General features: G+C 42.0%; 24 protein-coding genes and 1 pseudogene. 12 read left to right on the forward strand and 13 right to left on the reverse strand.

What is annotated here, in order from left to right; genetic code table 11:
- Window positions 1-21: 21 nt before the first annotated feature.
- From ACWQ4X_RS04435 to sdsA, 3 genes are all read right to left on the reverse strand, one after another.
- Window positions 22-633, reverse strand: coding sequence for a phosphatase PAP2 family protein (locus tag ACWQ4X_RS04435; RefSeq protein WP_457902853.1), 612 nt, complete (start codon window positions 631-633; stop codon window positions 22-24).
- 146 nt (window positions 634-779) lie between these two features.
- Window positions 780-2,831, reverse strand: coding sequence for a site-specific recombinase (locus ACWQ4X_RS04440; protein ID WP_457902854.1), 2,052 nt, complete (start codon window positions 2,829-2,831; stop codon window positions 780-782).
- 21 nt (window positions 2,832-2,852) lie between these two features.
- Entirely contained in the window at window positions 2,853-3,830 is a 978-nt protein-coding gene (gene sdsA, locus ACWQ4X_RS04445; RefSeq protein ID WP_457902855.1) for an All-trans-nonaprenyl-diphosphate synthase, read from the reverse strand.
- Window positions 3,831-4,268: 438 nt separating this feature from the next.
- Between sdsA and rplU the strand changes: the two genes are divergently transcribed.
- The 8 genes from rplU (at window position 4,269) to ACWQ4X_RS04485 (ending at window position 12,131) form a co-directional block, all read left to right on the forward strand.
- Window positions 4,269-4,580 (forward strand): 50S ribosomal protein L21, encoded by a 312-nt coding sequence (rplU, locus tag ACWQ4X_RS04450; RefSeq protein ID WP_100242544.1) that lies wholly within the window; start codon window positions 4,269-4,271, stop codon window positions 4,578-4,580.
- Between the two features lie 19 nt (window positions 4,581-4,599).
- Window positions 4,600-4,857, forward strand: a complete 258-nt coding sequence (gene rpmA, locus ACWQ4X_RS04455; protein WP_100242545.1) for a 50S ribosomal protein L27 — start codon at window positions 4,600-4,602, stop codon at window positions 4,855-4,857.
- Between the two features lie 222 nt (window positions 4,858-5,079).
- A complete protein-coding gene (locus tag ACWQ4X_RS04460; RefSeq protein ID WP_457902856.1) occupies window positions 5,080-6,735 on the forward strand; it encodes an exosporium protein in 1,656 nt (551 codons plus the stop codon).
- Between the two features lie 249 nt (window positions 6,736-6,984).
- Window positions 6,985-7,683: an outer membrane lipoprotein chaperone LolA gene (gene lolA / locus ACWQ4X_RS04465; protein WP_457902857.1), complete on the forward strand. Its 699-nt coding sequence runs from the start codon at window positions 6,985-6,987 to the stop codon at window positions 7,681-7,683.
- Window positions 7,684-7,892: 209 nt separating this feature from the next.
- On the forward strand, window positions 7,893-8,690 hold the full coding sequence (locus ACWQ4X_RS04470; RefSeq protein ID WP_457902858.1) for an RsiV family protein: 798 nt from the start codon (window positions 7,893-7,895) through the stop codon (window positions 8,688-8,690).
- A 129-nt stretch (window positions 8,691-8,819) separates the two neighbouring features.
- Window positions 8,820-10,091, forward strand: coding sequence for a serine--tRNA ligase (gene serS / locus ACWQ4X_RS04475; protein ID WP_457902859.1), 1,272 nt, complete (start codon window positions 8,820-8,822; stop codon window positions 10,089-10,091).
- A gap of 72 nt (window positions 10,092-10,163) precedes the next feature.
- Complete coding sequence (gene cysG, locus ACWQ4X_RS04480; protein WP_457902860.1) at window positions 10,164-11,537, forward strand: siroheme synthase CysG; 1,374 nt, start codon at window positions 10,164-10,166, stop codon at window positions 11,535-11,537.
- 108 nt (window positions 11,538-11,645) lie between these two features.
- Window positions 11,646-12,131: a tRNA (cytidine(34)-2'-O)-methyltransferase gene (locus ACWQ4X_RS04485; RefSeq protein ID WP_457902861.1), complete on the forward strand. Its 486-nt coding sequence runs from the start codon at window positions 11,646-11,648 to the stop codon at window positions 12,129-12,131.
- Window positions 12,132-12,150: 19 nt separating this feature from the next.
- On the opposite strand, the gene ACWQ4X_RS04490 is transcribed toward ACWQ4X_RS04485, so the two are convergent.
- Window positions 12,151-12,537: a winged helix-turn-helix transcriptional regulator gene (locus tag ACWQ4X_RS04490; protein ID WP_100243169.1), complete on the reverse strand. Its 387-nt coding sequence runs from the start codon at window positions 12,535-12,537 to the stop codon at window positions 12,151-12,153.
- A 184-nt stretch (window positions 12,538-12,721) separates the two neighbouring features.
- Between ACWQ4X_RS04490 and ACWQ4X_RS04495 the strand changes: the two genes are divergently transcribed.
- Window positions 12,722-13,276, forward strand: coding sequence for a flavodoxin family protein (locus ACWQ4X_RS04495; protein WP_457902862.1), 555 nt, complete (start codon window positions 12,722-12,724; stop codon window positions 13,274-13,276).
- A 48-nt stretch (window positions 13,277-13,324) separates the two neighbouring features.
- Here ACWQ4X_RS04495 and ACWQ4X_RS04500 read toward each other — a convergent pair whose 3' ends face one another.
- The 6 genes from ACWQ4X_RS04500 to rpoD form a co-directional block, all read right to left on the reverse strand.
- A complete protein-coding gene (locus ACWQ4X_RS04500; RefSeq protein WP_100243171.1) occupies window positions 13,325-14,722 on the reverse strand; it encodes an APC family permease in 1,398 nt (465 codons plus the stop codon).
- A gap of 245 nt (window positions 14,723-14,967) precedes the next feature.
- Window positions 14,968-16,152: an iron-containing alcohol dehydrogenase gene (locus ACWQ4X_RS04505; RefSeq protein WP_457902863.1), complete on the reverse strand. Its 1,185-nt coding sequence runs from the start codon at window positions 16,150-16,152 to the stop codon at window positions 14,968-14,970.
- A 1-nt stretch (window position 16,153) separates the two neighbouring features.
- Entirely contained in the window at window positions 16,154-16,687 is a 534-nt protein-coding gene (locus tag ACWQ4X_RS04510) for a hypothetical protein (protein WP_100243173.1), read from the reverse strand.
- An 81-nt stretch (window positions 16,688-16,768) separates the two neighbouring features.
- On the reverse strand, window positions 16,769-17,431 hold the full coding sequence (gene lipB, locus ACWQ4X_RS04515) for a lipoyl(octanoyl) transferase LipB (protein WP_457902864.1): 663 nt from the start codon (window positions 17,429-17,431) through the stop codon (window positions 16,769-16,771).
- Window positions 17,432-17,565: 134 nt separating this feature from the next.
- Window positions 17,566-17,853, reverse strand: coding sequence for a YbeD family protein (locus ACWQ4X_RS04520; protein WP_457902865.1), 288 nt, complete (start codon window positions 17,851-17,853; stop codon window positions 17,566-17,568).
- Between the two features lie 110 nt (window positions 17,854-17,963).
- Window positions 17,964-19,862 (reverse strand): RNA polymerase sigma factor RpoD, encoded by a 1,899-nt coding sequence (gene rpoD, locus ACWQ4X_RS04525; protein WP_457902866.1) that lies wholly within the window; start codon window positions 19,860-19,862, stop codon window positions 17,964-17,966.
- 417 nt (window positions 19,863-20,279) lie between these two features.
- Here rpoD and ACWQ4X_RS04530 point away from each other — a divergent pair, with 417 nt between their 5' ends.
- On the forward strand, window positions 20,280-20,489 hold the full coding sequence (locus ACWQ4X_RS04530) for a PA3496 family putative envelope integrity protein (protein ID WP_016165788.1): 210 nt from the start codon (window positions 20,280-20,282) through the stop codon (window positions 20,487-20,489).
- A 68-nt stretch (window positions 20,490-20,557) separates the two neighbouring features.
- Window positions 20,558-21,082: a YecA/YgfB family protein gene (locus ACWQ4X_RS04535; RefSeq protein WP_374531693.1), complete on the forward strand. Its 525-nt coding sequence runs from the start codon at window positions 20,558-20,560 to the stop codon at window positions 21,080-21,082.
- 119 nt (window positions 21,083-21,201) lie between these two features.
- On the opposite strand, the gene ACWQ4X_RS04540 is transcribed toward ACWQ4X_RS04535, so the two are convergent.
- Window positions 21,202-21,801, reverse strand: a complete 600-nt coding sequence (locus ACWQ4X_RS04540; RefSeq protein ID WP_457902867.1) for a LysE family translocator — start codon at window positions 21,799-21,801, stop codon at window positions 21,202-21,204.
- Between the two features lie 103 nt (window positions 21,802-21,904).
- Here ACWQ4X_RS04540 and ACWQ4X_RS04545 point away from each other — a divergent pair.
- A pseudogene (locus tag ACWQ4X_RS04545) lies at window positions 21,905-22,783 on the forward strand (LysR family transcriptional regulator).
- Window positions 22,784-22,813: 30 nt separating this feature from the next.
- On the opposite strand, the gene ACWQ4X_RS04550 reads toward ACWQ4X_RS04545, so the two are convergent.
- A complete protein-coding gene (locus ACWQ4X_RS04550; protein WP_457902868.1) occupies window positions 22,814-23,224 on the reverse strand; it encodes an ABZJ_00895 family protein in 411 nt (136 codons plus the stop codon).
- Between the two features lie 21 nt (window positions 23,225-23,245).
- Window positions 23,246-23,869, reverse strand: a complete 624-nt coding sequence (locus tag ACWQ4X_RS04555; RefSeq protein WP_457902869.1) for a DedA family protein — start codon at window positions 23,867-23,869, stop codon at window positions 23,246-23,248.
- Between the last annotated feature and the right edge of the window lie 86 nt (window positions 23,870-23,955).

Here is a 23,955-nt window from a genome sequence, read left to right on the forward strand (position 1 = left end):
CCACCTCGATTAGATTTTTATCTAAAAATAATTTGTATTTGATTGGTTGTATCTGCCATACATAATGTAGAGCAGTGAAATCCATATAATACTGATACTCCATCCCGCAAGGACATCGGACGGGAAATGTACCCCAAGATAGACTCTTGAAATTCCCATCATCAGCATCCATAAAAGAGCAATGCAGACAATAAAACGATGTGCAGGAAATGGGCGACTTAAGAAAATGGCAAGACACGCCAAAGTGGCAGCATACATACTGTGCGCACTTGGAAAGGAAGCACCATAGCTCGTCACTAGGTGAAACATTTCTGGTGGGCGTGGTCTTGAAATTAAAAATTTAAGTAGCCAAACAGAAGCAATGCTTCCAACTACGCCTAAACCTATAAAAATGACATCTTTATACTTTTTATACCATGCACGATGGAAACACCATAGACAGGTTAAAAATAATACAAATGGCATGCCGCCGAGTGCAGATAAAAGTATTGCAAACTTATTTATAGGCTCAGTTCTCAACGTACTGAAATTTTCAACTATGGTTAAATCTAGCGATGTTAATGGTTGAAAAAATAATACTAATATGCTGATTATAAATAGAATAATACCGATAGAAAGCAACAAATAAGGCATGCTAAAACTCGTGTCATTTGAACCGATTTGAGCGCGGTTATTTACTGGGTTAAAGTGTACTCATCAGTACACTTTAATTCAAGTGTTGATTAATAATGCATAAAATTTTGTTCATAGTCTAACAAGTGCTCAAAATGGGTACAAAATCATTTTGTATGGTGTTTTGTACTATTTGAACTTTCTTCAACTTCAAGTGGTACTTTTGGGGGCCAAAAGAAATCACTTGGACGGGTTAAAAAGTGGGTCATGACCAGTTTTGCCAACGGCTTCCATTGTTCAAAACGTACCCGACGTGCTCGTAATGCAACAATAATGGTCAGGGTAAAGCTCACAAATAAGTTGGTTAAGCCAATTAAAAGCACACCCAAAAAGGAAACAATAATCAGGCCAATATCGGGCGTGTCATTAATATTCATTAAGCCTTGAATAAAATTGGCAGAGGCAAAGGCAATATGGCGAATATCGAGCGGTAAACCAAGAATAAAGCCAATGGTTCCCATGCTACCAAGCATAATGCCAAAAATGAAATTACCGGCGAGCGCGCCTAAATTACGTTCAATATATTCCGCAAAGGCATTTAAGCGTTCCTGACCCAAAACCAGCTTTAAGTGCATATGCGCTTTCAGTCTTGGACCTACTTTGCGATAGACCGCCATATTGTCGAAATATCCGGCAATTAGGCCAGATAAAAACAGACAAACACCTGCAATGGCTGCATGTGGAATTGCGAGAGAAGTGAACGGATTTAAGTCATGCAGTGCTTTTGCCGCCTTGGCATGATTCATTAAGGGCTCATGCAAGCCAATTTGCCATAGCCAAGCGATTAAAGCGGCTACTGGAATCGCAATCGAGATATTGCCGAGAATGGCAATAAATTGGGTGCGGATAATATTAATAATCAGCGCTGCTAATTCGGCAATTTGCGCGGTTTTGGAGCCTTTGCGATGCTGTACTGTAGCGGCTAATGCGGCTGCGGTCATCGCAGGCTGTTTGGTCGCGACAGTACAATGAATGACGTGAATTAGCATGAAACCGAAGGAATAATTCATGCTATAGACAAATGCTTGCATGATCGGCGCCATGACGACACGTGATGCCAAGGTTTTCAGGGTTGCCATAATGGCAATAATCACCCCAGCGCCTGCGGCAGAAAGATACATCGACCAAAAGCTTTTTTTGTCGGTACTTACATAATGTTCACCTGTTTTACTGGCATTCTCGGTCACCTGTAAGGCGATGAGTTCACTATTATTGGCCAATAATGCTCGAACACTACGCTCATTATAAATCGCCTGACTGATATCGGTGAGCAGACTTCCCATCGCCAGATAACGAATGTCATCTTCTTCAACAATCAATTGCAGCAGCAGTTCGACACGGTCAAGACACTGTTCCAGCAACGAGAGCAAATATGTCAGGCTGATGCTGACCCCAATTCGTTTGGTAGCGCGTCGAATTTTCGAAACGACATCACGGCATTGGTCAATCATCACCAAGGCTTGTGAAGCATCGGGTGGGGCAATGACAGCAAACTCATCCCGATTCTGATGTAGTTTCTTATAGTGTTGAATAAACTCAATAATCTCACGGTTTTGAACTAAAAAAGGAGATTCATATTCCGTGAGTTCGGGTTGCGCATTAATAAATTCAGGATATAGCCCAATACCACTAATTCGATATGAAATTACCGTAATGGCTTTAATTAGCTCACTTTTAATTTTGAGCTTTTCTTGTTGATTGCTATGACCCTGATTTAAGAGTCGAAACAGTTGTTGCCAGTTTTTCTCGGAGATTTGATCGAGCCAGTAATGATCGCTGGCTTGATGGAAAACCTGACGCACCAATTCTTGTAGCTGAGTCCCATCATAAATTAAAGGTAAAAAATGCGCACCAACACGTTGCGCGAGCTGATTCCAGAAACCATCCAGAGATAAAATGCCTGTGTCGGCAAATAAACTGGTTTGTTTGTACTGATTGATCAGGCGAAGAAGATAACTTTGTAGCGTAATGGCTGCATTGGGCGTAATGAGCAAAGTTTGAATAAACAGCTGAAATTTTTGTTCTATTTCGTCTAGATTTCGACTATCACTGGGTCGAATTAAGTTAACCAGCTCAATCAGCAAGTGATGATCAACAGCCTGAGCACGCTCAAGCTGTTCTTGCATGTTTCGCAACACATCATTTAATTGTATATGCATAAGCAAATAGGCAATTCTACTTTATTGAATTCGGTGTAAAGCCAATTGAGCCAAATTGGCTAAGGCTTGACGATAAATCGTATCAGGTAATGCCAACAATGCAGCTAGGGCTGCCTCAGTTTCTTCAGTCGCACGTTTGCGGCAATAATCTAAAGCACCAGACTGTTGTACAATTTCAATCACTTGTTCCAGTTGAGCAGTGCCACCCGTCGCAATACTTTTACGAATAATCTGATGTTGCTCGCCAGTGGTGTGTTGTAATGCAGAAATAAGCGGCAAGGTTGGCTTACCTTCCATTAAATCGTCACCAATGTTTTTACCCAGTGTTTCAGCATCAGACGTGTAATCTAAAATATCATCGATAATTTGGAAGGCATTGCCGAAATGGCCCGCAAACTTTCTTAATGGCTCACGATACTCAGGTGTACCCGTCAGGATTGCAGCGCCTTCAGTGGCCAACTCAAATAAACGTGAAGTTTTGCCATGAATAATATCTAAATAAGTTTGCTCGGTGGTATCAGGTTGATGTTGGGCTTGCAGTTGTAGTACTTCACCTTCCGCAATTTCACAGGTACCAGTCGAAAAGTCTTTTAATAGGGTCATATTATTCAGATCGACCAATAAATCAAAAGAACGTGAAATGAGGAAGTCACCCACTAAAACAGCAGTTTGATTGTTCCATGTAGCATTGGCGGTAGGACGACCACGACGTAAACCCGATTCATCTACAACATCATCATGGACCAGTGTTGCGGTATGCAGCATTTCAATAATGGCTGCCAATTTCCGCTGCTGCGCCAAGTCTTCTGCACCACACGCTTTTGCTGCCAGTAAACACATAATCGGACGCATGCGTTTGCCGCCTGCTTCAACCACATGTTTGCTGACCGCCATCACCAGTGCCACTTTAGAGGTGATTCCTTCATTAATAAATGTGTCCATCTCAGCAAAGTCTTGAGCTACAGGGGCGAGAATATCTTGCTTAAAATCGATGGCCATAGGAATAGAAACCTCTATTGGTTAAGTGATGCTTTCATCTGTGACATAGCTATATATAGTGCAATCGAAAAGCAGAAGCAAAGACAGACGTGTTAAATCAGTTGCTTCTGGCTTGCAATTTGAAGCCTGTGGATTGCAATAAATACGCACACGAAGTATTGGATGACATCAAAAATGTATCTGCTGACTATAGTAGCGAATTGATTTTAAAAATCTATTGTTTATTACACAGTCGTATGTGTTTCATTCTATTTTAATTTAGGACGTAGAGAGTTTAAGCCAACTTCGGCGCGAGTTTAGGTTTTTTTGTGAAGGTGGCTTGTTGTTTGCTCAATAATCACTTAAAATCTGTCCCCTTGTATAACCCCAGTGGCGATCGTCTTAAGATCGATATATCCCTTTATCGGCACGACGACACGGGCATGTTTGGAGTACATTATGTACGCAGTAATCCAAAGCGGTGGTAAACAGCACCGTGTAGTTGAGGGTGAAACCCTTAAAGTTGAATTATTGAAAGCTGAAACTGGCGCGACTATTACGTTTGATGACGTATTAATGGTTGTAAACGGCGAAAGCATTCAAATCGGTGCTCCAGTTGTAGCTGGCGCTAAAGTAACTGCAGAAGTGGTTGGTCATGGCCGTCACGACAAAATCCGCATCGTTAAGTTGCGTCGTCGTAAACACTACCGTAAGCAAACTGGTCACCGTCAATGGTTTACCGAGTTGAAAATTACTGGTATCTCAGGCTAATCACGAGGAGTAAATAGACATGGCATCTAAAAAAGCCGGTGGCTCGACTAAGAACGGTCGTGACTCAAATCCTAAGATGTTAGGTGTTAAAATGTACGGTGGTCAAGCTGTGACTGCTGGTAACATCATCGTTCGTCAACGTGGTACAGAATTCCACGCTGGTGCAAATGTTGGTATGGGTCGTGACCATACTTTATTTGCTACTGCTGACGGCGTAGTAAAATTTGAAGTGAAAGGTCAGTTTGGCCGTCGCTATGTAACTGTTGAAACTGCATAAGTTTTAATCGTTCAGAAAAACCCGCATTTTATGCGGGTTTTTTTTGCATTGAAATCTTTGTCTGGAAATTGAAAGAATAAAAAACTTATAAACCAATTATTTAGATGAATACGGCCAGATTTTGTTATCTATCTTATATCTCAATATACCTAAAAATAGTGATACACATCACATTTTTTAAGGAGTGTAATGGTTTAAATAAGAAGCATAAGGAAGATGGACATGAAAAAATCTATACTTGAGCATCATTTTGAACAGCAAAAATCAAAAAAATTTACACCAAAATTACTTTTATTGGGTGTCTTAATTACAACAGCAAATGGTGTATGGGCTGGTATCTTTGATGGAGCCACGCAAAGTATTACAGGTGCTATGCATAGTTTAAGTAATATGGCTAATGGGAATGCATTTGCATATGAAAAAGATAAATCAATAGTGGGAAACCAAATAGATACTCATCAGAATCATAATGGACAGGGTCATGAAGAGCATGGTCAAGGTTTAGGCTTAGGACACTATAAAGATAATAGGGAAAATAGCGGTGGTGGCGGACATGGTGGAGGCTCTGGCAGTGGCGGACATGGTGGAGGCTCTGGCGGTAGCGGACATGATGGTGGAGGCTCTGGCAGTGGCGGACATGGTGGAGGCTCTGGCGGTAGCGGACATGATGGTGGAGGCTCTGGCAGTGGTGGACATGGTGGAGGCTCTGGCAGTGGTGGACATGGTGGAGGCTCTGGCAGTGGTGGACATCACGGTGGAGGCAATACTGGACCACAAGGACCACAAGGTGAAACTGGACCACAAGGACCACAAGGACCACAAGGTGAAACTGGAGCGCAAGGACCACAAGGTGAAACTGGAGCGCAAGGACCACAAGGTGAAACTGGAGCGCAAGGACCACAAGGTGATACAGGCGCCACAGGTGCAACGGGAGCTACAGGTGCCAAAGGTGATACAGGCGCCACTGGTGCAACGGGAGCTACAGGTGCCAAAGGTGATACAGGCGCCACTGGTGCAACGGGAGCTACAGGTGCCAAAGGTGATACAGGCGCCACAGGTGCAACGGGAGCTACAGGTGCCAAAGGTGATACAGGCGCCACTGGTGCAACGGGAGCTACAGGTGCCAAAGGTGATGCAGGCGCCACTGGTGCAACGGGAGCTACAGGTGCCAAAGGTGATACAGGCGCCACTGGTGCAACGGGTACAAATGGAACACAAGGTGTACAAGGGGTAAGTGCTTATCAACAGGCTGTTGATTCAAAAAGTTTTACTCCAGATTCGACCAAAACACTTGCTGAGAATGTGGCAGCTTGGATAGAGAGTTTGAAGGGTACAAGTGGTTCAAATGGCGTGAGTGCCTATACTACAGCTGTGAATAATGGCTTTAAAGGAACCATTACTGAATGGCTGGCGAGTCTTAAAGGTGCAACAGGAGCTACAGGGGCAGTCGGAGCTACAGGCGCAACAGGGGCTGATGGTACAAACGGTATTACTCCAGAAGAAATGGCTGCTGCCGATACCACTGTCTTGAATCAAGCAAAAACCTATGTTGACCAAGTTGGTCAGCAAACTCTGAATGATGCGAAAGCGTATACCGATAGTCGTGTAGATGCTCTGAATCGAGACATGAGAAATTTAGAAGACAAAACTTATGCTGCGGTCGCATCCAGTATTGCGATTGCTTCCTTACCTCAACCCACTGAAGCTGGTATGAGTATGTTCAGCACTGGTGTGGGTATGTGGGAAGGTGAACAAGGTTATGCCTTCGGTATGAGTGGTGTGACTGAGAATAACAAGTATGTCTATAAAGCAGCCGTGACATTCAATAGTGAAGGTGACTTTGGTACTGGTGCTGCGGTCGGCTGGCAGTGGAAGTAGGAATTTAACCTCTTAGTAGCTCAAATAGGCATTTACCCTCTTAGTAGCTCAAGCAGAAAAGCCCCTGAAATTCAGGGGCTTTTTTGCAAGAAATATAAATATAAAGTCTTCATCATGATGGATGGTTTACTACATTTAACCTGAATAAATATACAAATCTTCTTATATTCTCAATTATTAGCAACTAGAATTGGTTTAATATGTGCCTTTCAATAGATTGCGAAATAGCAAATTAGAAAGGTGATTGACATGAATATGCTTCGTAAAACCACATGTGCTATGGCATTGGGTGCAGTAACTTTAGCTCCAATGATGAGTACTACTGTTTTTGCAGCCCCAGTCGCGGCATCGGAGCAACAAGCAACTGCAAACTTAGTGAAGCAGTTAAGTGGTATTCAAAGTTTATCGGCTAATTTTGAGCAAACAACGAAAACATCTGGCGCTACAAAAGCAACACAGAAAAAGGGTTTGACTGCGCAACACATGAATCAGACCTTTAAAGGCACTATGAAAGTCGCGCGTCCTGGTAAGTTTTATTGGGAAACGACGACTCCTGCAAAACAGACGATTGTGACCTCGGGAAAAACAGTGTGGATTTATGATCCAGACTTACAACAAGCTGTTCGTCAAAGCCTAGATGAGCAAGTTGCGAATACACCTGCGTTATTGTTATCGGGCAACACGAGCCAGATTATGCAGTCTTATCGTGTGACGCAACCGAATAAAGGTAAAACCTATTACACGCTTTACCCAAAAAATGATGATGGTGCCTTCCAAAGCTTGACCATTAGTTTTGGTGTGAATAAGGCTCCAAATTTAATGATTTTACAAGATTCATTGGGTCAAACCACGTATGTAAAATTTAATAATGTCAAAGTGAATGCGTCAATTCCAGCATCAACCTTTAATTTTACCCCACCGAAAGGCACGGACATTATTGATCAATAAGTTTAAAAATCATCATTAAAATCAAGAGTAATAAAAATGCAGCCTAAGCGCTGCATTTTTTATGTAGATAACGAAAAAATGATACCGATTGAAATATTCATTTTAATGTGTGGTCTATAGGGTTGGGCTACATTTTGTAATTTCATCTTAAAGTCAGACTTTGTATAGTGAAAAGAATTACTTGAATACATTGCATACAAGGTTTATTTATGAACACTTTCCAATTAAAACAACGATATTGGGCTTTACCGCTGTTCTGTTCAGTGGTGTTATTTACAGGTTGTCAGCCGAAAGATGCCTCGCAACAATCCGCAGAAGCGAAAACCACCAATACTGAAGCAAAAGCGGAACAAGTGATACCTGCAATTCAGGCAAAAGTGGTTCCTGTAAAGTTGGCGAAGCCTGAAGCCTGTGAAGCAGAAGGTTGTACGCAATACGATATTCAAACGGTTGAAACCAATTTGAAATGGATTGACCATTATTTTATGGATCGGATTAAAAAAACAGACCCGATTGCATTTTCGGATCAACCGAATCAAAAAGTACGTTTGGATGATGATGCACAGCCCAGCCTGAATCAAAGTTCAACCTATGTTCGCTATGTCGGGCAGAATGATAATTTCGCAACCTTTGCCATGCAGAGTTATAGCTATTCCGCAGGGGCGGCACATGGGATGTATCATCAAGAATTTGTGAACTTTGATTTGAAACAGAAAAAGCGCTTAGCCTTGCAAGATATCTTGGTGAAAGGGACAGATGCACAAGTACTCGATGCACTGTATGACAATAATTTGAATTGGTTACAAGAACATAATATTGAAAAAGCGAAATTGCAACTAAGCGACAATTTCTATTATGGGGCGAATGGTTTGGTGTTCGTGTATCCATTGTACGAACTGGCCTCTTATGCAGAGGGCATGAGTGAATTGACCTTGCCATACTACAGCTTGAAAAAATTTGTACGTCCAGAATATTTACCAAGTTTGCCGCAATATCCTGAGCATTAAAGTGCAGAAGCCGCTGCTTAATTGATGGATTATTGCCTGAATGTCGTCGTGCTTGAGCGTTGCTGACTGTATTTTTTGGTATGAACAGCTTACACTATAGCCAGTTTTTTTCTTTAGCAAAGACTGGCTATGATCGACCCGAAATTAATCAGAACAAATATTGAGGCTGTAAATTTAGCCTTGGCAAAACGTGGCATTCAATTGGATGTAGCAGAGTGGGCATCATTAGAAGCTCGCCGTAAAGATTTACAGTCCAAAACTGAAGCTTTACAAGCTGAACGTAATGCGGGCGCGAAACAAGTTGGTCAAATTAAAAAAGCGGGCGGCGATGCGTCAGAAATCATGGCGCGTATGGGCGCTATTGGTGATGAAATTAAAGCTGCAGAAGTGGCTTTAGCTGAATTGCAAGCTGAACTCGAAGCGAAACTACTTTCAATTCCAAATATGCCACACGAGTCTGTACCTGAAGGGAAAGACGAGAGTGATAATGTTGAAGTTTACACTTGGGGCACCCCACGTAGTTTTGACTTTGACATTAAAGATCATACCGATCTTGGCGAATGGATGGGTGGTTTAGAGTTTGAAACGGCGACTAAACTCACAGGTTCACGTTTCAGTGTATTGAAAGGACCTTTAGCGCGTTTACAACGTGCTTTAACCCAGTTCATGTTAGATACACATACTCTAAAAAATGGCTATACCGAAGCGTACGTGCCATATTTAGTCAATGCAGACTCTTTGCGTGGTACTGGTCAATTGCCTAAATTTGAAGAAGATTTGTTCAAATTACAGGGTGAGAAAGAATATTATTTGATCCCGACAGCAGAAGTGCCAGTCACGAACTTTGTGCGCGACGAAATTATAGATGCAGATCGTTTACCATTAAAATATGCAGCGCATACGCCATGTTTCCGTAGTGAAGCGGGTTCTTATGGTCGTGATACCCGTGGTTTAATTCGCCAACACCAATTTGATAAAGTTGAGATGGTGCAAATTGTTAAACCAGAAGACTCAATGCAAGCCTTGGAAGAATTAACGGGTCATGCTGAAGGTATTTTGCAAGCGCTTGGCTTACCTTATCGTAAAATCACCTTGTGTGGTGGTGATATGGGCTTTGGTGCAGCAAAAACTTACGATCTTGAAGTTTGGGTGCCAAGTCAAAATACCTATCGTGAAATTTCTTCATGCTCAAATATGTGGGATTTCCAAGCACGTCGTATGAAAGCACGTTACCGTGCCGATCAGAAGAAGACTGAGTTTGTACATACGCTCAATGGTTCTGGTCTTGCGGTGGGTCGTACTTTATTGGCGGTGATGGAAAACTATCAACGTGCTGATGGTTCGATTGAGATTCCAGAAGTGCTTCGCCCTTACATGGGTGGTGTGGAATACATCGATTAATTGATGATGTATGTGCATTTTGTGCACGAAAATTGCTTGAAGACGATCAGATACAAATTTTAGAGGTATTCCGTGGAGATATTTCCAATCTCTTTGAAGCTGCAACAGCAACTGTGTCTGATTGTCGGCGGTGGGCGTATTGCCTATCGCAAGGCGGTTTTGTTAGCCAAAGCAGGGGCGGTTCTACATGTCATTGCTCCTGAAATTGAAGCAGATTTATTAGCTTTGGTTAAACAAACCCAAGGTCAGTATTTTGCTGAAGCATTTCAGACACCGTTGAATTTACGTGACTATCGACTTGTGATTGCTGCGACCAATGATCGTGCAGTCAATCAACAGGTGTTTGAAGTCTGTGAAGCTGAAAAGGTACTGGTCAACAGTGTCGATGATCCTCCACATTGTCGTTTTATGGTACCTGCCATTATTGACCGTTCGCCCTTAATTCTTTCTGTGGCGAGTAACGGTACATCTCCTGTTTTATCTCGCCAAATTCGAACTCAACTAGAAACGCTGATTCCACATGGCATGGGCAAACTCGCTGAGTTTTCGGGTAAATGGCGTGCCAAGGTCAAAGAGAAAATTGCCAATCCTGACCAGCGCCGTATTTTTTGGGAAGACTTGTACGCCAGTCCACTTAAAGAGCAGGTGTTTAATGGTAATGAGGATGCAGCAGATCAACTGATTGAACAGGCTTTACAAGAATGGAAAACGCCGCAAGGCGAGGTCTATTTGGTCGGTGCTGGACCAGGTGATCCTGAGTTATTGACTTTAAAAGCATTACGTCTGATGCAACAAGCCGATGTGGTGATTTATGATCGTCTGGTCTCTCAGCCGATTATGGATTTATGTCGTCGTGATGCTGAAAAAATTTATGTCGGTAAAGCGCGTTCAAATCATGCCGTACCGCAAGAAGGCATTAATGCTTTATTGGTCAAGTATGCCAGTCAAGGTAAACGCGTTTGTCGTCTGAAAGGTGGCGATCCGTTTATCTTTGGACGTGGTGGTGAAGAAATTCAAGAGCTGTTTGATGCGGGTATTACGTTCCAAGTCGTGCCGGGAATTACTGCAGCATCGGGCTGTTCCGCTTATGCGGGTATTCCTTTAACACATCGTGATTATGCGCAAAGTGTTCGATTCTTGACGGGGCATCTCAAAGAAGGTTCGCCAGATCTACCTTGGAATGAACTGGTGTATGAAAATCAAACATTGGTGTTATACATGGGCTTGGTCGGTCTAGAAAATACCTGTCAACAACTCATCGCCCATGGACAACGCCCAAATATGCCCGTTGCTTTAATTTCTAAGGGGACAACACCTGAGCAAAAGGTGGTGGTTGGCACTTTGGCGGATATTGCCAGCAAAGTCAGCGAACATCATATTCAAGCACCGACTTTAACCATCATAGGTGAAGTGGTGGGTTTGCGTGAACAATTACAGTGGCAGTAAATTACTCGCCATTGTTTCATTCTAACTGCTATGGATTGGGGGATTGAATTGTTCTGAGCATGAACTGTTTATCTACCAAATAGCAAAATTACTAAGTTGAGAAATGTTGTGATCCATGTTGTTTTATACGAGCCTGAAATTCCTGCTAATACAGGTAATATCATTCGTTTATGTGCCAATACTGGAGCGCAGCTACATCTGATCAAGCCATTGGGTTTTGAATTGGATGATAAAAAATTGAAGCGTGCGGGTTTGGATTATCATGAATGGGCACGCATGCAAATTTGGGACAATATTGAACAATGTCTTGAATTTTTGGCTGCACAAGGCGTAGATCGAGATGCAGTTTATCCTTTAACGACCAAGGGCACTGAAACGCCGCATACCTCAGATTTGAACCGTCCAATTGCCTTATTGATGGGACCAGAAACACGTGGTTTGCCTGAACAGGTACGTTTGATGTTTCCGCAAAAGCATTGGATTCGCTTACCCATGGCCGCGAATTCACGTAGTTTGAATTTGTCGAATGCCACAGCCGTAATTGTATATGAAGCATGGCGTCAACAAGGCTTCCAACAATTGGCAGCAGAATAAGCTATTCTAGAGAGTCAGTTTAAGCTGGCTCTTTTTTTTCTTGGCGCTCGTCAAATCCAGTTCTAGAATCAATCACTTTTTCTATATTCGCTTCGACCCAATCTTTGAGTTGATAGGCATTTTGGGCAAAATCTTTACCAATTTCAGTCAGTGCATATTCCACTCGAATGACATTGTCTTCGTGAATGGTGCGTGTCAAAAAACCATCACGTTCGAGTATTTTTAACTTCTGTGAAAGTACTTTGGGAGAAATCCCGAGAATATTCTTTTTCAACTCATTGAAATGTTGTGACTCCTGATCAAGGGTATACACAATCAATAAAATCCATTTGTCTGCAAATTTTTCAAAAAAAAGCCGTGCAGGGCAGTTTGGGTGAAAAATGTTGAATTTCATTGGGTTATTCATTTTAGCTCTGCCTCATGTTGAGAATTAAGCATCATTTCACATGGATTCCAGACCAGTTACCAAGTGGTAACTAATTGATACTAGATTTCATAAGTGTATCATAAATTCATGTGGTGTGATCTTTTAATGAATCATAGTGAATCTTAGGTTTCGACCTAATCGAATGAATAAGCAGGAAAACAAGATGTCTAATATTTCAGTGGTATATTTTTCAGGTTACGGGCATACCAAAGTAATTGCTCAAACATTTGCACAAGAAATTGCTGCGAATCTCATCGAAATTGATGCGAATGGTGATATTCAAGAGCAAGATTGGCAAACCTTAGATCAATCCGAAGCAATTGTCTTTGGTGCACCGACTTATATGGGTACGGCACCTTGGCAATTTAAAAAGTTTGCAGATGCAAGCTCGAAAAAATGGTTTAACCGCGCATGGCAAGATAAAATTTTTGGTGGTTTTACCAACAGTGCTAGTTTGAATGGTGATAAGCAGGTCACGCTTATTCAGTTGCAAACTCTGGCTTCACAGCATGGCGGTATTTGGGTGAGCTTGGGTTTATTACCTGCAAACAGTAAATCGGCAACTCGTGAAGATGTGAATAATTTAGGCGGCTCTGTCGGTTTACTGGTACAAACGCCTTCGGATGCCAGCGTGGAAGAAATTCCATCAGGTGATTTGGACACAGCAAAAGTCTATGCACAGCGTATCGCCAGCATCACCAAGAAGTTTTCTGCATAAGCTGAAATAAAAAAAGACGCATAAAGCGTCTTTTTTTAGGCATGAAAATTAATGATGGTGATCATCAAATTCATTGTGTTGTGGCGCTGGCTGTTTAAAGCCTTTGGTCTTATAACCTAAGTATAAAATACCAAACATCGCCCACCATAAGCCATATTTCAATGCCGTTTCTTCAATTTCAAGCCACATGGCGAAAATACTGAGAAAGCCCAGCATTGGAATTACAACAAAGTTGATGATTTCTTTTGCATTTTTAGTGCGACCGTCACGTAGGGCATAACGTGAAATCACGGACAAGTTAACAAAAGTAAAGGCAGTCAAGGCACCAAAACTAATCATTGAGATCACGATGTCGAGATCCATAAAGCCTGCGGTCAGTGCAACCAAACCAACAATTAAAATGTTGTACGATGGTGTATACGTTCTTGGGCTAATATGACCGAAGATCTTCTTATTAATGACACCATCACGACCCATGACATACATTAAGCGTGATACGCCAGCATGTGCTGAAATCCCTGAAGCCATTACCGTCACAATTGCAAAATACAATACGATCGTTTTGAAAGCGACACCGCCCACAGCTTGCAAGATGTCTGGCTGAGTTGCAGCAACATCTTCAAAGTAAGTTGTAGGGTCGTTCGGGAAGTAAATTTGCATGAAATAAGTGCTGATAATGAAGATCACACCAGCAAATAGTGCCGTCATAAAAATGGCTTTCGGCAGCGTCTTTTCAGTATCTTTGGTTTCTTCAGCCAATGAACTTAATGAGTCAAAACCAGTGAACGAGAAGCAGAGTAAAGTTGCACCTGTAATTAATGCACCAATAGTGGTCATCTCGTTCCAAAATGGTTCAAGACTCCAGAGTTGATACTTGGCATTTACCAGTGTGCCATCTGCATTTACACCAGCGGCAAGTAATTGATATACCATCCATGTAAAGTATGCAATTACACCTAGCTGAACGAAAACAATCAGACTGTTAAAGTTAGCAACGAAGCGTGCACCACGTAGATTTACTCCTGTCATCAGTGCAGTTAGACCCAAGACCCAGACCCAGTGGTTTACACCAGGGAATAAGGCCTCTAAGTAAATCACCGCCAAGACAATATTGACCATTGGTGATAAGAGGTAGTCTAACCATGATGACCAGCCCACCATAAAACCAACATTCGGATGAATTGATTTCTGCGCATAGGTATATGCTGAACCCGAAGAAGGGTAGCGACGGATCATATGCCCATAGCTAATGGAGGTAAATAAAATTGCAATCAGGGCAATAATATAAGAGGTCGGAACATGGTAATGGCTTTCTTCAGATACTAAACCAAACGTATCAAACAAGGTCATCGGTTGGATGTAAGCCAAACCAATAATGACAATGTGCCAGAATCCAAGGTTTTTTTGCAGTTTCGCTGCCGATTGAGTCCCAGAGATATTTGTCAACGGCGTTGTCCTCTTAATCGTTGATCAAGGATCAGTCATGTTTATAAGGATCGTTTGAGACGAACGATCCCCCCTACGAATAAAATAAAAGTGCGCCAATCTATCCTAAATTGATGTCACTTGTCAGTAATTTTGTAGAATTTTTTAGCAAATTCTCTGCCAAAAAGGTAAAAAAACGATGACTATTGTGTCATTCATGAAAAAGCCTGATGTTTGCACATCAGGCTTTAAATTTCAGTTCACATTTACCATGCTTTTTGCAGAATGGCTCTCAAGTCTTCAATAGTCGCTTCTTTCGGATTGTAAATGATGGAACCATCATTTAAGGCTTTTTCAGCCACTTCATCGAGTTGAGCTTCAGTCACTTTACCTGTTTCATGCAAGGTTCTTGGTAACTTGGTCAAGCTAAACAGGCGATCACGCATAGCTTGAATCGTCGTGATGGCTTTATTGGCTCTTAAATGTGCTGGTGTTTGCGCGTAAATGTCAGCACCTGCAAGCGGCAGTAATAAATCAGCAATTTTGTCGCCATTCACTTCTTTGTTGTATTCCAGCACATAAGGCAGGAACAGGTTCATGCAAAGTCCATGCGGCAGATGTGCAACAGCTCCGAGTGCATGTCCTAAAGAATGGACCAAACCGACCATAGAATTCGAGAAGGCAATGCCCGCCATGGTAGATGCTTGTGCCAATTCCAAACGACCTTGTGAATCGTTCGGATTGTCTAAGACATTAAACAAATTACCGCTGATTTTTTTGATTGCCGCTGTCGCATAGGCATCACTGATCGGATTCGCTGCTAAACAGGTATAAGCTTCCACCGCATGGGTGAGGGCATCCATCGCAGTCATGGCAGTTAAATGCGGTGGCAATGTCAGGGTCATGCGTGGATCAAGAATCGCAGCGTGTGGCATCAGATAATATGAAGCAAATGCCATTTTTACATTTTTAGCTTTATCCGAAACTACAGCGACCATGGTTACTTCAGAACCTGTCCCTGAAGTGGTAGGAATCACAAAAAATGGCTTTAACGGTTTCGGTAGGTTGTGCGCACCAGAATACTGTAATAGATCATCACCACCTTCACTGACCAAAATATTGGTGGCTTTAGAGGTATCAATAACAGAACCACCACCCACAGCAATAATCGCATCACACTGGTTTTCACGATACGAAGCTGCGGCTTGACGTACGGTATCCAAACTTGAATCGGGTGGAACATCATCAAAAATACAGCCAATCACGGCATCAGTCGATTCAAAGGCCGCTTCAATGGGTGCCAGTAACTGGTTACTGCGTACGCCTTTATCGGTGATGATCATTGGGCGTTTAGAGCCGAGTGTAGCAAGTTCAAAAGGGATGTGTTCTAACGCTGCATTGCCTGCGATGACTTTGACTGGGCAAAAAAATTCGTAATAAGGCTTTGCCATGTTATGCACTCCGTTTGAAATATGATTGAGCCACTTTAAGATAAATATTGGCTGCGCCTGTCAGTTTTTCTTTTAGGCTAAGTTCGTGAGGATATTGTTTGACTGCAAGTTCAGCCAGTAATTTCGGTAAAATCAGGGATTCCATTTTGTTTAAACAGCGGACTAGACGAATGGCATAAGACAAGTCACCATCTGCAATCATGCGGTCATTGGCAAAGGCTTGCGCGGTGCTTTCTTGGAAAGAAAATACCAGAAAGGCATGACTCAGGTGCTTAAATGTAATGGTGAGATCAGGCTTTTGTTCAGTGTCATTTAACAGCACTAACTGATGCTGATCAGTCACTTGGGCGATAAAGGCAGGACCATGGGGAAATACCTTCATGGACAAAATGAAATTGGCAGGGAATTTGGCAACTTCCTGCTTAATTTCATCATCCACCTGACTTGCCATCACCAAGCCTCTGCCAATCACATCCATCATGAGTTTGACATAGGCGAGTTGTAAAGCAGGTTTTACTGATTTGTTTAAAATCACTTGCTTATCCCTTTGTTTCAGAATCTATTATTTTATTTAGAGTAAATACTCTAATTTATTTTGCTGTTAAAAGTAAAGTGCTTATTGTTGAACAATTTGAACTTTATTAAAGTACCCGCTGTTTTCTAAAGTTTCAATGATATCGACGCATAAGTTTTCAAAACTTGGTGGGTTCTGTTCAATCAGATCATGAATGCGCACCATTTCTAAGCCAGCATAACCGCAAGGGTTGATGGTGTGAAAACCCGTTAAATCACAATTAATATTTAGTGCCAGTCCGTGATAACTACGTCCGCGACGAATTTTAAATCCTAAAGAGCCAATCTTGCGCTCATTCACATAGACGCCAGGTGCATCAGGTTTGGCATAAGCCTCAATTCCGTATTTCTTCAGAAGTTCGATCATCAGGTTTTCAGCATAAGACACCAATGTACGGACGTTCCAGCCCAGACGATTTAGGTCAAACATGAAGTAAGCGACCAGTTGACCAGGTCCATGCCAAGTGACTTGACCCCCACGGTCGGTCTGCACTACAGGAATATGTGAAGGCACCAAGATGTGTTCAGGTTTACCTGCCTGACCTTGGGTCAGCACATCGGGATGTTGTAGTAACCACAATTCGTCAGGAGTATCTGCATCACGTTGTTCAGTAAACTGTTTCATGTCCTGAAAGCGGTCTGCATAAGGGGTAAGCTGATTAAATTGACGAATGGTTAAGGTAGGTTGGGTTACAGCATCAGTCACGTCGACAGCATCCTTAACAATAGGTGAGTGTGATTTGGATTATATGCTGAGCGAAGCGGGATAGGGGGAAATTCTCTGAATTGGGGAGTCTTTAGGCGTAAAAAAACACGCAAATCGCGTGTTTTTTTGAGTGCTTAAAGTGCAGTCTTAATCAGCGGACAAGCAGCTAAATCTGCATACAGTGCATGAACTTGTTCAAGTTCTTCGAAACGGAGTTGTGCAGTCAACGAATGGTATTTTCCAGTACGTGACGGTTGCACACATAAGCTCTCGCCATCGAACTCAGGAAAATGCTTCACTAGAATTTCAACGACTGCAACGCGTAACTCAGCACCTGCTTCCCCAATTAATTTAATTGGGTAATCCATTGGGAAAACCCAAAGATGTTCTTGAAGTTCGCGGGATGGTGTACGGTCTAACATTGTAGCCCCCTTATTTCAAACGCCTGCGAGAGTGCAGGCGTTGTGTTTCTCATTGATACATAATGGAGGTACTTGCATAATTTTCAAGCCCCCATGTGCATCATGTGGTCTTAGTCATTTTCAAGGAATGAACGTAGGTGTTCAGAACGAGATGGATGACGTAATTTACGTAGCGCTTTAGCTTCAATTTGACGAATACGTTCACGTGTCACATCAAACTGTTTACCTACTTCTTCCAAAGTATGGTCAGTCGGCATGTCAATACCAAAACGCATTTTCAAGACTTTTGCTTCACGTTCAGTCAAGTTTTCAAGGACTTCGCGAGTCGCTTCTTTCAGGCCTTCTGAAGTTGCAGCATCGACTGGAGAAGTGATGTTGCTGTCTTCAATGAAGTCACCCAAATGCGAATCTTCATCATCACCAATCGGCGTTTCCATCGAAATCGGCTCTTTGGCAATTTTAAGCACTTTACGAACTTTAACTTCGTCCATTTCCAAACGTTCGCCTAATTCTTCAGGTGTCGGTTCACGACCCATTTCTTGAAGAAGTTGACGCGATACACGGTTGATTTTGTTGATGGTTTCGATCATGTGTACGGGAATACGAATGGTACGCGCTTGGTCAGCAATCGAACGGGTAATCGCCTGACGAATCCACCAAGTTGCATAAGTCGAGAACTTATAACCACGACGGTATTCAAACTTGTCTACGGCTTTCATCAAGCCAATGTTACCTTCTTGAATCAAGTCCAAGAACTGTAAGCCACGGTTGGTGTATTTTTTCGCAATCGAAATTACCAAACGTAAGTTGGCTTCAACCATTTCCTTTTTCGCGCGGCGTGCTTTCGCTTCACCCACAGCCATACGTTTAGAAATGTCTTTAATGTCTTTCACATTTAAGCCCAATTCTTTTTCGATATCGGCAATTTTTTGCTGGAAGGCAAGCACGTCTGGACGTACTTTTTCTAAATGGGCTTTGTGCTCAGCAGGCGCTTTGGCAATTTGTTCATCTAACCAAGCTGGATTTGATTCTTGACCAGGGAACGATGTACGGAATTGAGTACGATCCATACGACCACGACGCACGGCATAACGCATCACTTCACGTTCTGAAGTACGGATTTGGTCGTGGGTACCGCGAATCATTTCAGAAATGATATCAAATAAACGAGGGGTAAATTTGAACATCATGAACACGGTTGCAAGTGCTTCAAGTGCAGCTTTCGCTTCATCACTATTGCGACCATGTTTGGCAATCACAGATTTGGTTTGGTTCCAAGCCGCTTCTAATTCATCAAAACGAACTTTGGCAACTTCTGGATCTGGGCCTGAATCACCTTCAGAGTCGTCATCGCCTTCAGACTCTTCTTCTTCATCGTCGTCATCCAGTTTTACATCTTTGGTTGACTTGCTTGAAGACTCTTCATCTTCTTCATCTTCTTCAATTTCTTCAGATTCGTCTTCCAGAACTTCTGGAATGTCATCGTCAGTTTCAGGGTCTAAGTAGCCTGATAAAATATCTGCAAGGCGGCGTTCGCCTTCTAGGTAATCATTATATTCTTGTAAAACCACTTCAACTGCATTTGGCCAGTAGGCAATAGAATGCAGGACATCGCGAATACCTTCTTCAATGCGTTTCGCAATGCTAATTTCACCCTCACGGGTTAAAAGTTCTACCGTACCCATTTCACGCATGTACATACGTACAGGGTCAGTCGTACGACCAGGTTCGTTTTCTACAGACGCAAGAACGGCAGCCGCTTCTTCTTCAGCAACTTCATCCGCAGCTTCTGCATTGTCTTCGAACATTGTATCGTCAGATTCAGGTGCACGTTCGTGTACAGGAATACCAACGTCTTGAAGCATCTGAATAATGTCTTCGATCTGTTCGCTTTCAGTGATCGAGTCTGGGAGATGATCGTTAACCTCGGCATAAGTTAAGTAACCTTGCTCTTTGCCTCGGCTAATCAGAGCCGCTACTTGCGAAGTAGGGGAAGTCATATCGCTCATCTTTGCTTACTCTTGGTTGAATCTGTGATGGTGAAAACTGCGCTGGATAGCTCAGTTCGCTTCATATATTTAATCTGTAAACTGCAACGTATCTCATCAGGAATAATCAGCCGTTAAGCTGCCTGATAAAATATTTAATTTAAATTCAGTGATAAAGATGGGGGTGAAATTGTTATTTTCAAGTTCATCCCTTGCGCTCGTCAGTTTAAAATCCACATCAAAATGTAAGAATTTGATATTAAAAATACCGAAAAACAGAAAGACGCAAGGTGGATTATATCATGCCATAAAAAATGGTTAAAAATAAAGACCAAAATTCAAATTAAATGGGATAAATTTAAATAAATCTTGACAAGAATTCTGAAGCACGATAAATAGCGCCTAGACCCATTATATTTTTATTCTGAGGTAGTTTGAGTGTCTTCAACAGATTTTGAATTAGATGATAACTACGGTGATGATGACGTCAATTTTGACGAGGCATCAGGCAAAATTAGCGCGAAAGAGTCGCTGGAAAAACGTCGCTTGATCGATGACTTACTCGCACAACGCCGTTTAGAGCGCGAGTTAAAAGATTTTGATTACGATATAGACGATGATGACGACTTTGATGATGAGGATGATTGAAACACACGATGAGAATCGTGTGTTGAAAGTGTTATGCTACGTCTTATAATTTTAAACTTGGATATGAAATGAGTGCTTTAGATTTAGACCTATTGAGTGAATATCTAGATGGTGACCAAAATGAGTATGGTCTAGATTTTGCGGCGACTCATGGTTTCTTATGTGCAATTGCTGTTGGTCCGCAATTTGATCGTTGGTTAGATGAGCTTTTTGAAGGCAATCAGAAAAAAGTTCCTGCTGAAATTGTTGCACAAGTAAAATCTTGGTTGGACAGTATCCGTCAGAATTTGGCCAATGAAGAAGGTATTGAGTTTCCTTTTGAAATTGAAGAAGCCGACGTTGAATCAAGTTTAGGTGACTGGAGTGTTGGCTTTGTCGATGCAATGTTCTTAAATGAAGATGCATGGTTTGCGCCAGAGTATGAAGAGCAATTGGTAGATTTAACTTTACCAATTATGGTGTTCAGTGGCATTGATGAAGAAGATCCACAAATGGAATCTTTCCGTCGCAATGGTCAATTGATGGATGAGTTGGCGGAAGAAATTCCAGACAATTTAAATGAACTTTATCTTATGTACCATACACCAGCATAAGACTCATGATGCCATGCTTCGTGGCATGTATGATCTATTGAAAGACAAAAAAAACGTCCCTCGTGGACGTTTTTTTATCTCAAAATTTTATACTCGGATTTTGACTAAATGATTTCGGATTAGATCAGTAACAAGCCCAATCCTAAGCAACTGAGAATTGCCCCGATTAGTCGGTTAATCGTCTTTTGTTGTTGCAGGATCTGATTTCTAATGGTAGGTGTAGAGCAAAAGCAAGCAACCAACATAAACCAGATTAGATGGCTGGTAGATATAAATACACCATATCCGATTAAGCTGAGCATCTGATTTTGGTTTGAGAGTAACTGCGCAAAGATGCTCATGACAAATAAGGTGGTTTTCGGATTTAAACTATTGGTGAGAAATCCTTGCCTGAAAGCCTGCTTACAATGGACGAAGCTCACTGCCGACTGTTCAACAACAGGAAGCTGGATAAAGGTTTTATAACCGATATAGATTAGATACAGCGCACCACCATACTGAATAACACTGAGAAGATTGGGCAGATAGTGTTTTAAAACACTCAGACCGAACACGCTATAGCCAATGTGGATCCATACCGCACAGGCAATGCCATAAGCGGTATAAAGACCACTTTGGCGACCATATAAATAACTATTACGGCTGACCAGTGCAAAGTCTGCCCCAGGGCTAATCATAGCCAGTACTGTAATCATCACAATTGCTATGATTTCATTCACTCATTGATCCTTTTTGGAAGAGAACTAAAGGATTTATATATTTTTCATATATTTGCTATATTTAAAATCGACTTTATTTCTTCTAGATTGATGAGTTTTTGGAATGATTGAGCGATTATCACTGAATTCCCTTAAGTTTTTTTAGTATGTCGCACGCTATGAGCGTGTTACTGTTGCCGCGGAAAAGTTATTTGTGACTCAAGGTGCGGTCAGTAAACAATTAAAAAACTTAGAAGATGCATTAGGCTGCGCTTTATTCGTTCGCGAAGGGAAAAAGTTACATCTGACGGTGGAAGGTAGAAAACTATTGGCATGTTGCGAACAAGTTTTTCCGCAAATCGATCGGTGTTTGCAGCAGCTTCAAAAGCAGGATCACGGCAAGCAGCCGCTAATTTTGTCTTGCGAACCGACGATTGCAATGAAATGGTTGATTCCACGTTTGGTTCAGTTTAAACAGCGCTATCCTGAGATTGAGATTAGTTTATTGATAGGCGGGGGCAGCCCTGATTTTAAAGCACAGCATATTGATTTGGCATTTAGGCGCAATGATTTTGATTGGGGCAAAGCGGTGTATAGCGAAAAGATTGCAGATGAGTATATGGTCTGCGTGGCGCACCAAAATCAGGAGGAACCGATGCAGCAATTATTTATTTCGGGTTCTCGAGCCAAAATGTGGACTCAATTAAGCACTCATTTGAAAGTGCCGTTACAAGACTTTGAAAAAGTATCCTTAGAGCATTTTTATCTTTGTATAGAAGCTTGCTTGGCGGGCTTAGGCGCAACAATTGCATCGGTCTATATGATTGAAAAAGAATTGAGCTTTCAGATGCTCAAAATACTTTCCCCAATCTGTGAAGATGACTCTGCGTACTATTTGCTTTCGGCATCTCCTTTTGAGGATGATCCGCGTAAAGTTATTTTTAAGCAGTGGATCACTGAAGAAATGTTAGCGAGTCAAACCAATTTTAGCATGTTGAAATAATGATAATTTTCAGCATTGGATGTGAAGCAATTATAGTTGCTTAAAACGATAAGCAGCATACCAACCATAGGCAAAATGAAAGATTGCAGCATGCACAGCAATCAGACAGAGCATGATCACGGCAGAAAGACCGAGTCCAGCCTCATCCGCGGCTTTTAAGATCTGTTCAGCATTTGGATTCATCAGTACCAAGAAAAACACAAAGAAACTGGCAATGATGATCGCGATGGCGCTACAGCCCCAAACCAATTGTATTTTTTCATCACTACTGGGCAGGCGTTGTTCTTTTTTGACGAAATGCGCTGCACTAATGAAAGCGGAAGCAATTAATGCAGGAATCAGGGTTATGCCACCCAAATGAAGCCCAAAGATCAGAATTGCCACCAAAAGCACCAAAGCGATGCTGTAGACGGCTGCAAAATGTTTGAGGTAATACTTCATGTAAATCCTTAAGTGTATTGCTCAATTTTTAAAATGTCGTGATTTTCGCTGATGTCGACGATATAAAATCCATAGAATGATGAGAAGGGCAATACCCAGCATCACATAACCGACTTGGCTAAAAATTTGATGCATCAACGCCTGATTTTCACCGAAATAGAAGCCCACGCAAGCCAAAAAACTGGTCCAAATGATGGTTCCTAAGCTGCTATAAAACATGAATTTCCAGAAAGGCATGTGGCTCATACCCGCTGGAATGCTGATTAAGGAACGTACTGCGGGAACCATACGTCCAAAAAACACAATCCGATGTCCATAATGTTCAAACCAGTCCAGTGCAGTTTTTACATCGGAGGCTTTAATAAAAAAGTATTTACCGTAGCGGTCAACAAAGCGAAAGATGGATTCGTGATTAAACTTGTAGCCAATCCAGTACAACAGCGCAGCAGCGACCAATGAACCGATACAGCCTGCAATGATGACCCCGATGAGAAGCAGCTCACCTTGGGAAGCAGAATAACCCGCAGAAGGCATAATAATTTCAGAAGGAACGGGTGGAAAAACATTGTCCAAAAACATCAGCAGGGCAATGCCAAGATAGCCCAGTTGCTCCATGATGGAGATAATCCAGTCTGTCAGGTTCATAGGTGTTTATGAAAGTGAAAGATGCTTTATCCTAGTGGGATTTGAATATCGGGTAAAGTATTGTTTTGTAGTTGATTGCTGTTCAT

Source organism: Acinetobacter sp. NigerLNRRAM0016 (assembly GCF_054112845.1).

Coding starts and splice junctions, on each gene's coding strand:
- ACWQ4X_RS04520 (WP_457902865.1), bottom strand. CDS start 17,853: ATGTTAGACCGTACACCATCCCGCGAACTTCAAGAACATCTTTGGGTT.
- ACWQ4X_RS04535 (WP_374531693.1), top strand. CDS start 20,558: ATGAGTGCTTTAGATTTAGACCTATTGAGTGAATATCTAGATGGTGAC.
- lolA (WP_457902857.1), top strand. CDS start 6,985: ATGAATATGCTTCGTAAAACCACATGTGCTATGGCATTGGGTGCAGTA.
- serS (WP_457902859.1), top strand. CDS start 8,820: ATGATCGACCCGAAATTAATCAGAACAAATATTGAGGCTGTAAATTTA.
- ACWQ4X_RS04555 (WP_457902869.1), bottom strand. CDS start 23,869: ATGAACCTGACAGACTGGATTATCTCCATCATGGAGCAACTGGGCTAT.
- rplU (WP_100242544.1), top strand. CDS start 4,269: ATGTACGCAGTAATCCAAAGCGGTGGTAAACAGCACCGTGTAGTTGAG.
- rpmA (WP_100242545.1), top strand. CDS start 4,600: ATGGCATCTAAAAAAGCCGGTGGCTCGACTAAGAACGGTCGTGACTCA.
- ACWQ4X_RS04435 (WP_457902853.1), bottom strand. CDS start 633: ATGCCTTATTTGTTGCTTTCTATCGGTATTATTCTATTTATAATCAGC.
- ACWQ4X_RS04470 (WP_457902858.1), top strand. CDS start 7,893: ATGAACACTTTCCAATTAAAACAACGATATTGGGCTTTACCGCTGTTC.
- ACWQ4X_RS04490 (WP_100243169.1), bottom strand. CDS start 12,537: ATGAATAACCCAATGAAATTCAACATTTTTCACCCAAACTGCCCTGCA.
- ACWQ4X_RS04440 (WP_457902854.1), bottom strand. CDS start 2,831: ATGCATATACAATTAAATGATGTGTTGCGAAACATGCAAGAACAGCTT.
- ACWQ4X_RS04495 (WP_457902862.1), top strand. CDS start 12,722: ATGTCTAATATTTCAGTGGTATATTTTTCAGGTTACGGGCATACCAAA.
- ACWQ4X_RS04505 (WP_457902863.1), bottom strand. CDS start 16,152: ATGGCAAAGCCTTATTACGAATTTTTTTGCCCAGTCAAAGTCATCGCA.
- sdsA (WP_457902855.1), bottom strand. CDS start 3,830: ATGGCCATCGATTTTAAGCAAGATATTCTCGCCCCTGTAGCTCAAGAC.
- ACWQ4X_RS04460 (WP_457902856.1), top strand. CDS start 5,080: ATGAAAAAATCTATACTTGAGCATCATTTTGAACAGCAAAAATCAAAA.
- rpoD (WP_457902866.1), bottom strand. CDS start 19,862: ATGAGCGATATGACTTCCCCTACTTCGCAAGTAGCGGCTCTGATTAGC.
- ACWQ4X_RS04550 (WP_457902868.1), bottom strand. CDS start 23,224: ATGAAGTATTACCTCAAACATTTTGCAGCCGTCTACAGCATCGCTTTG.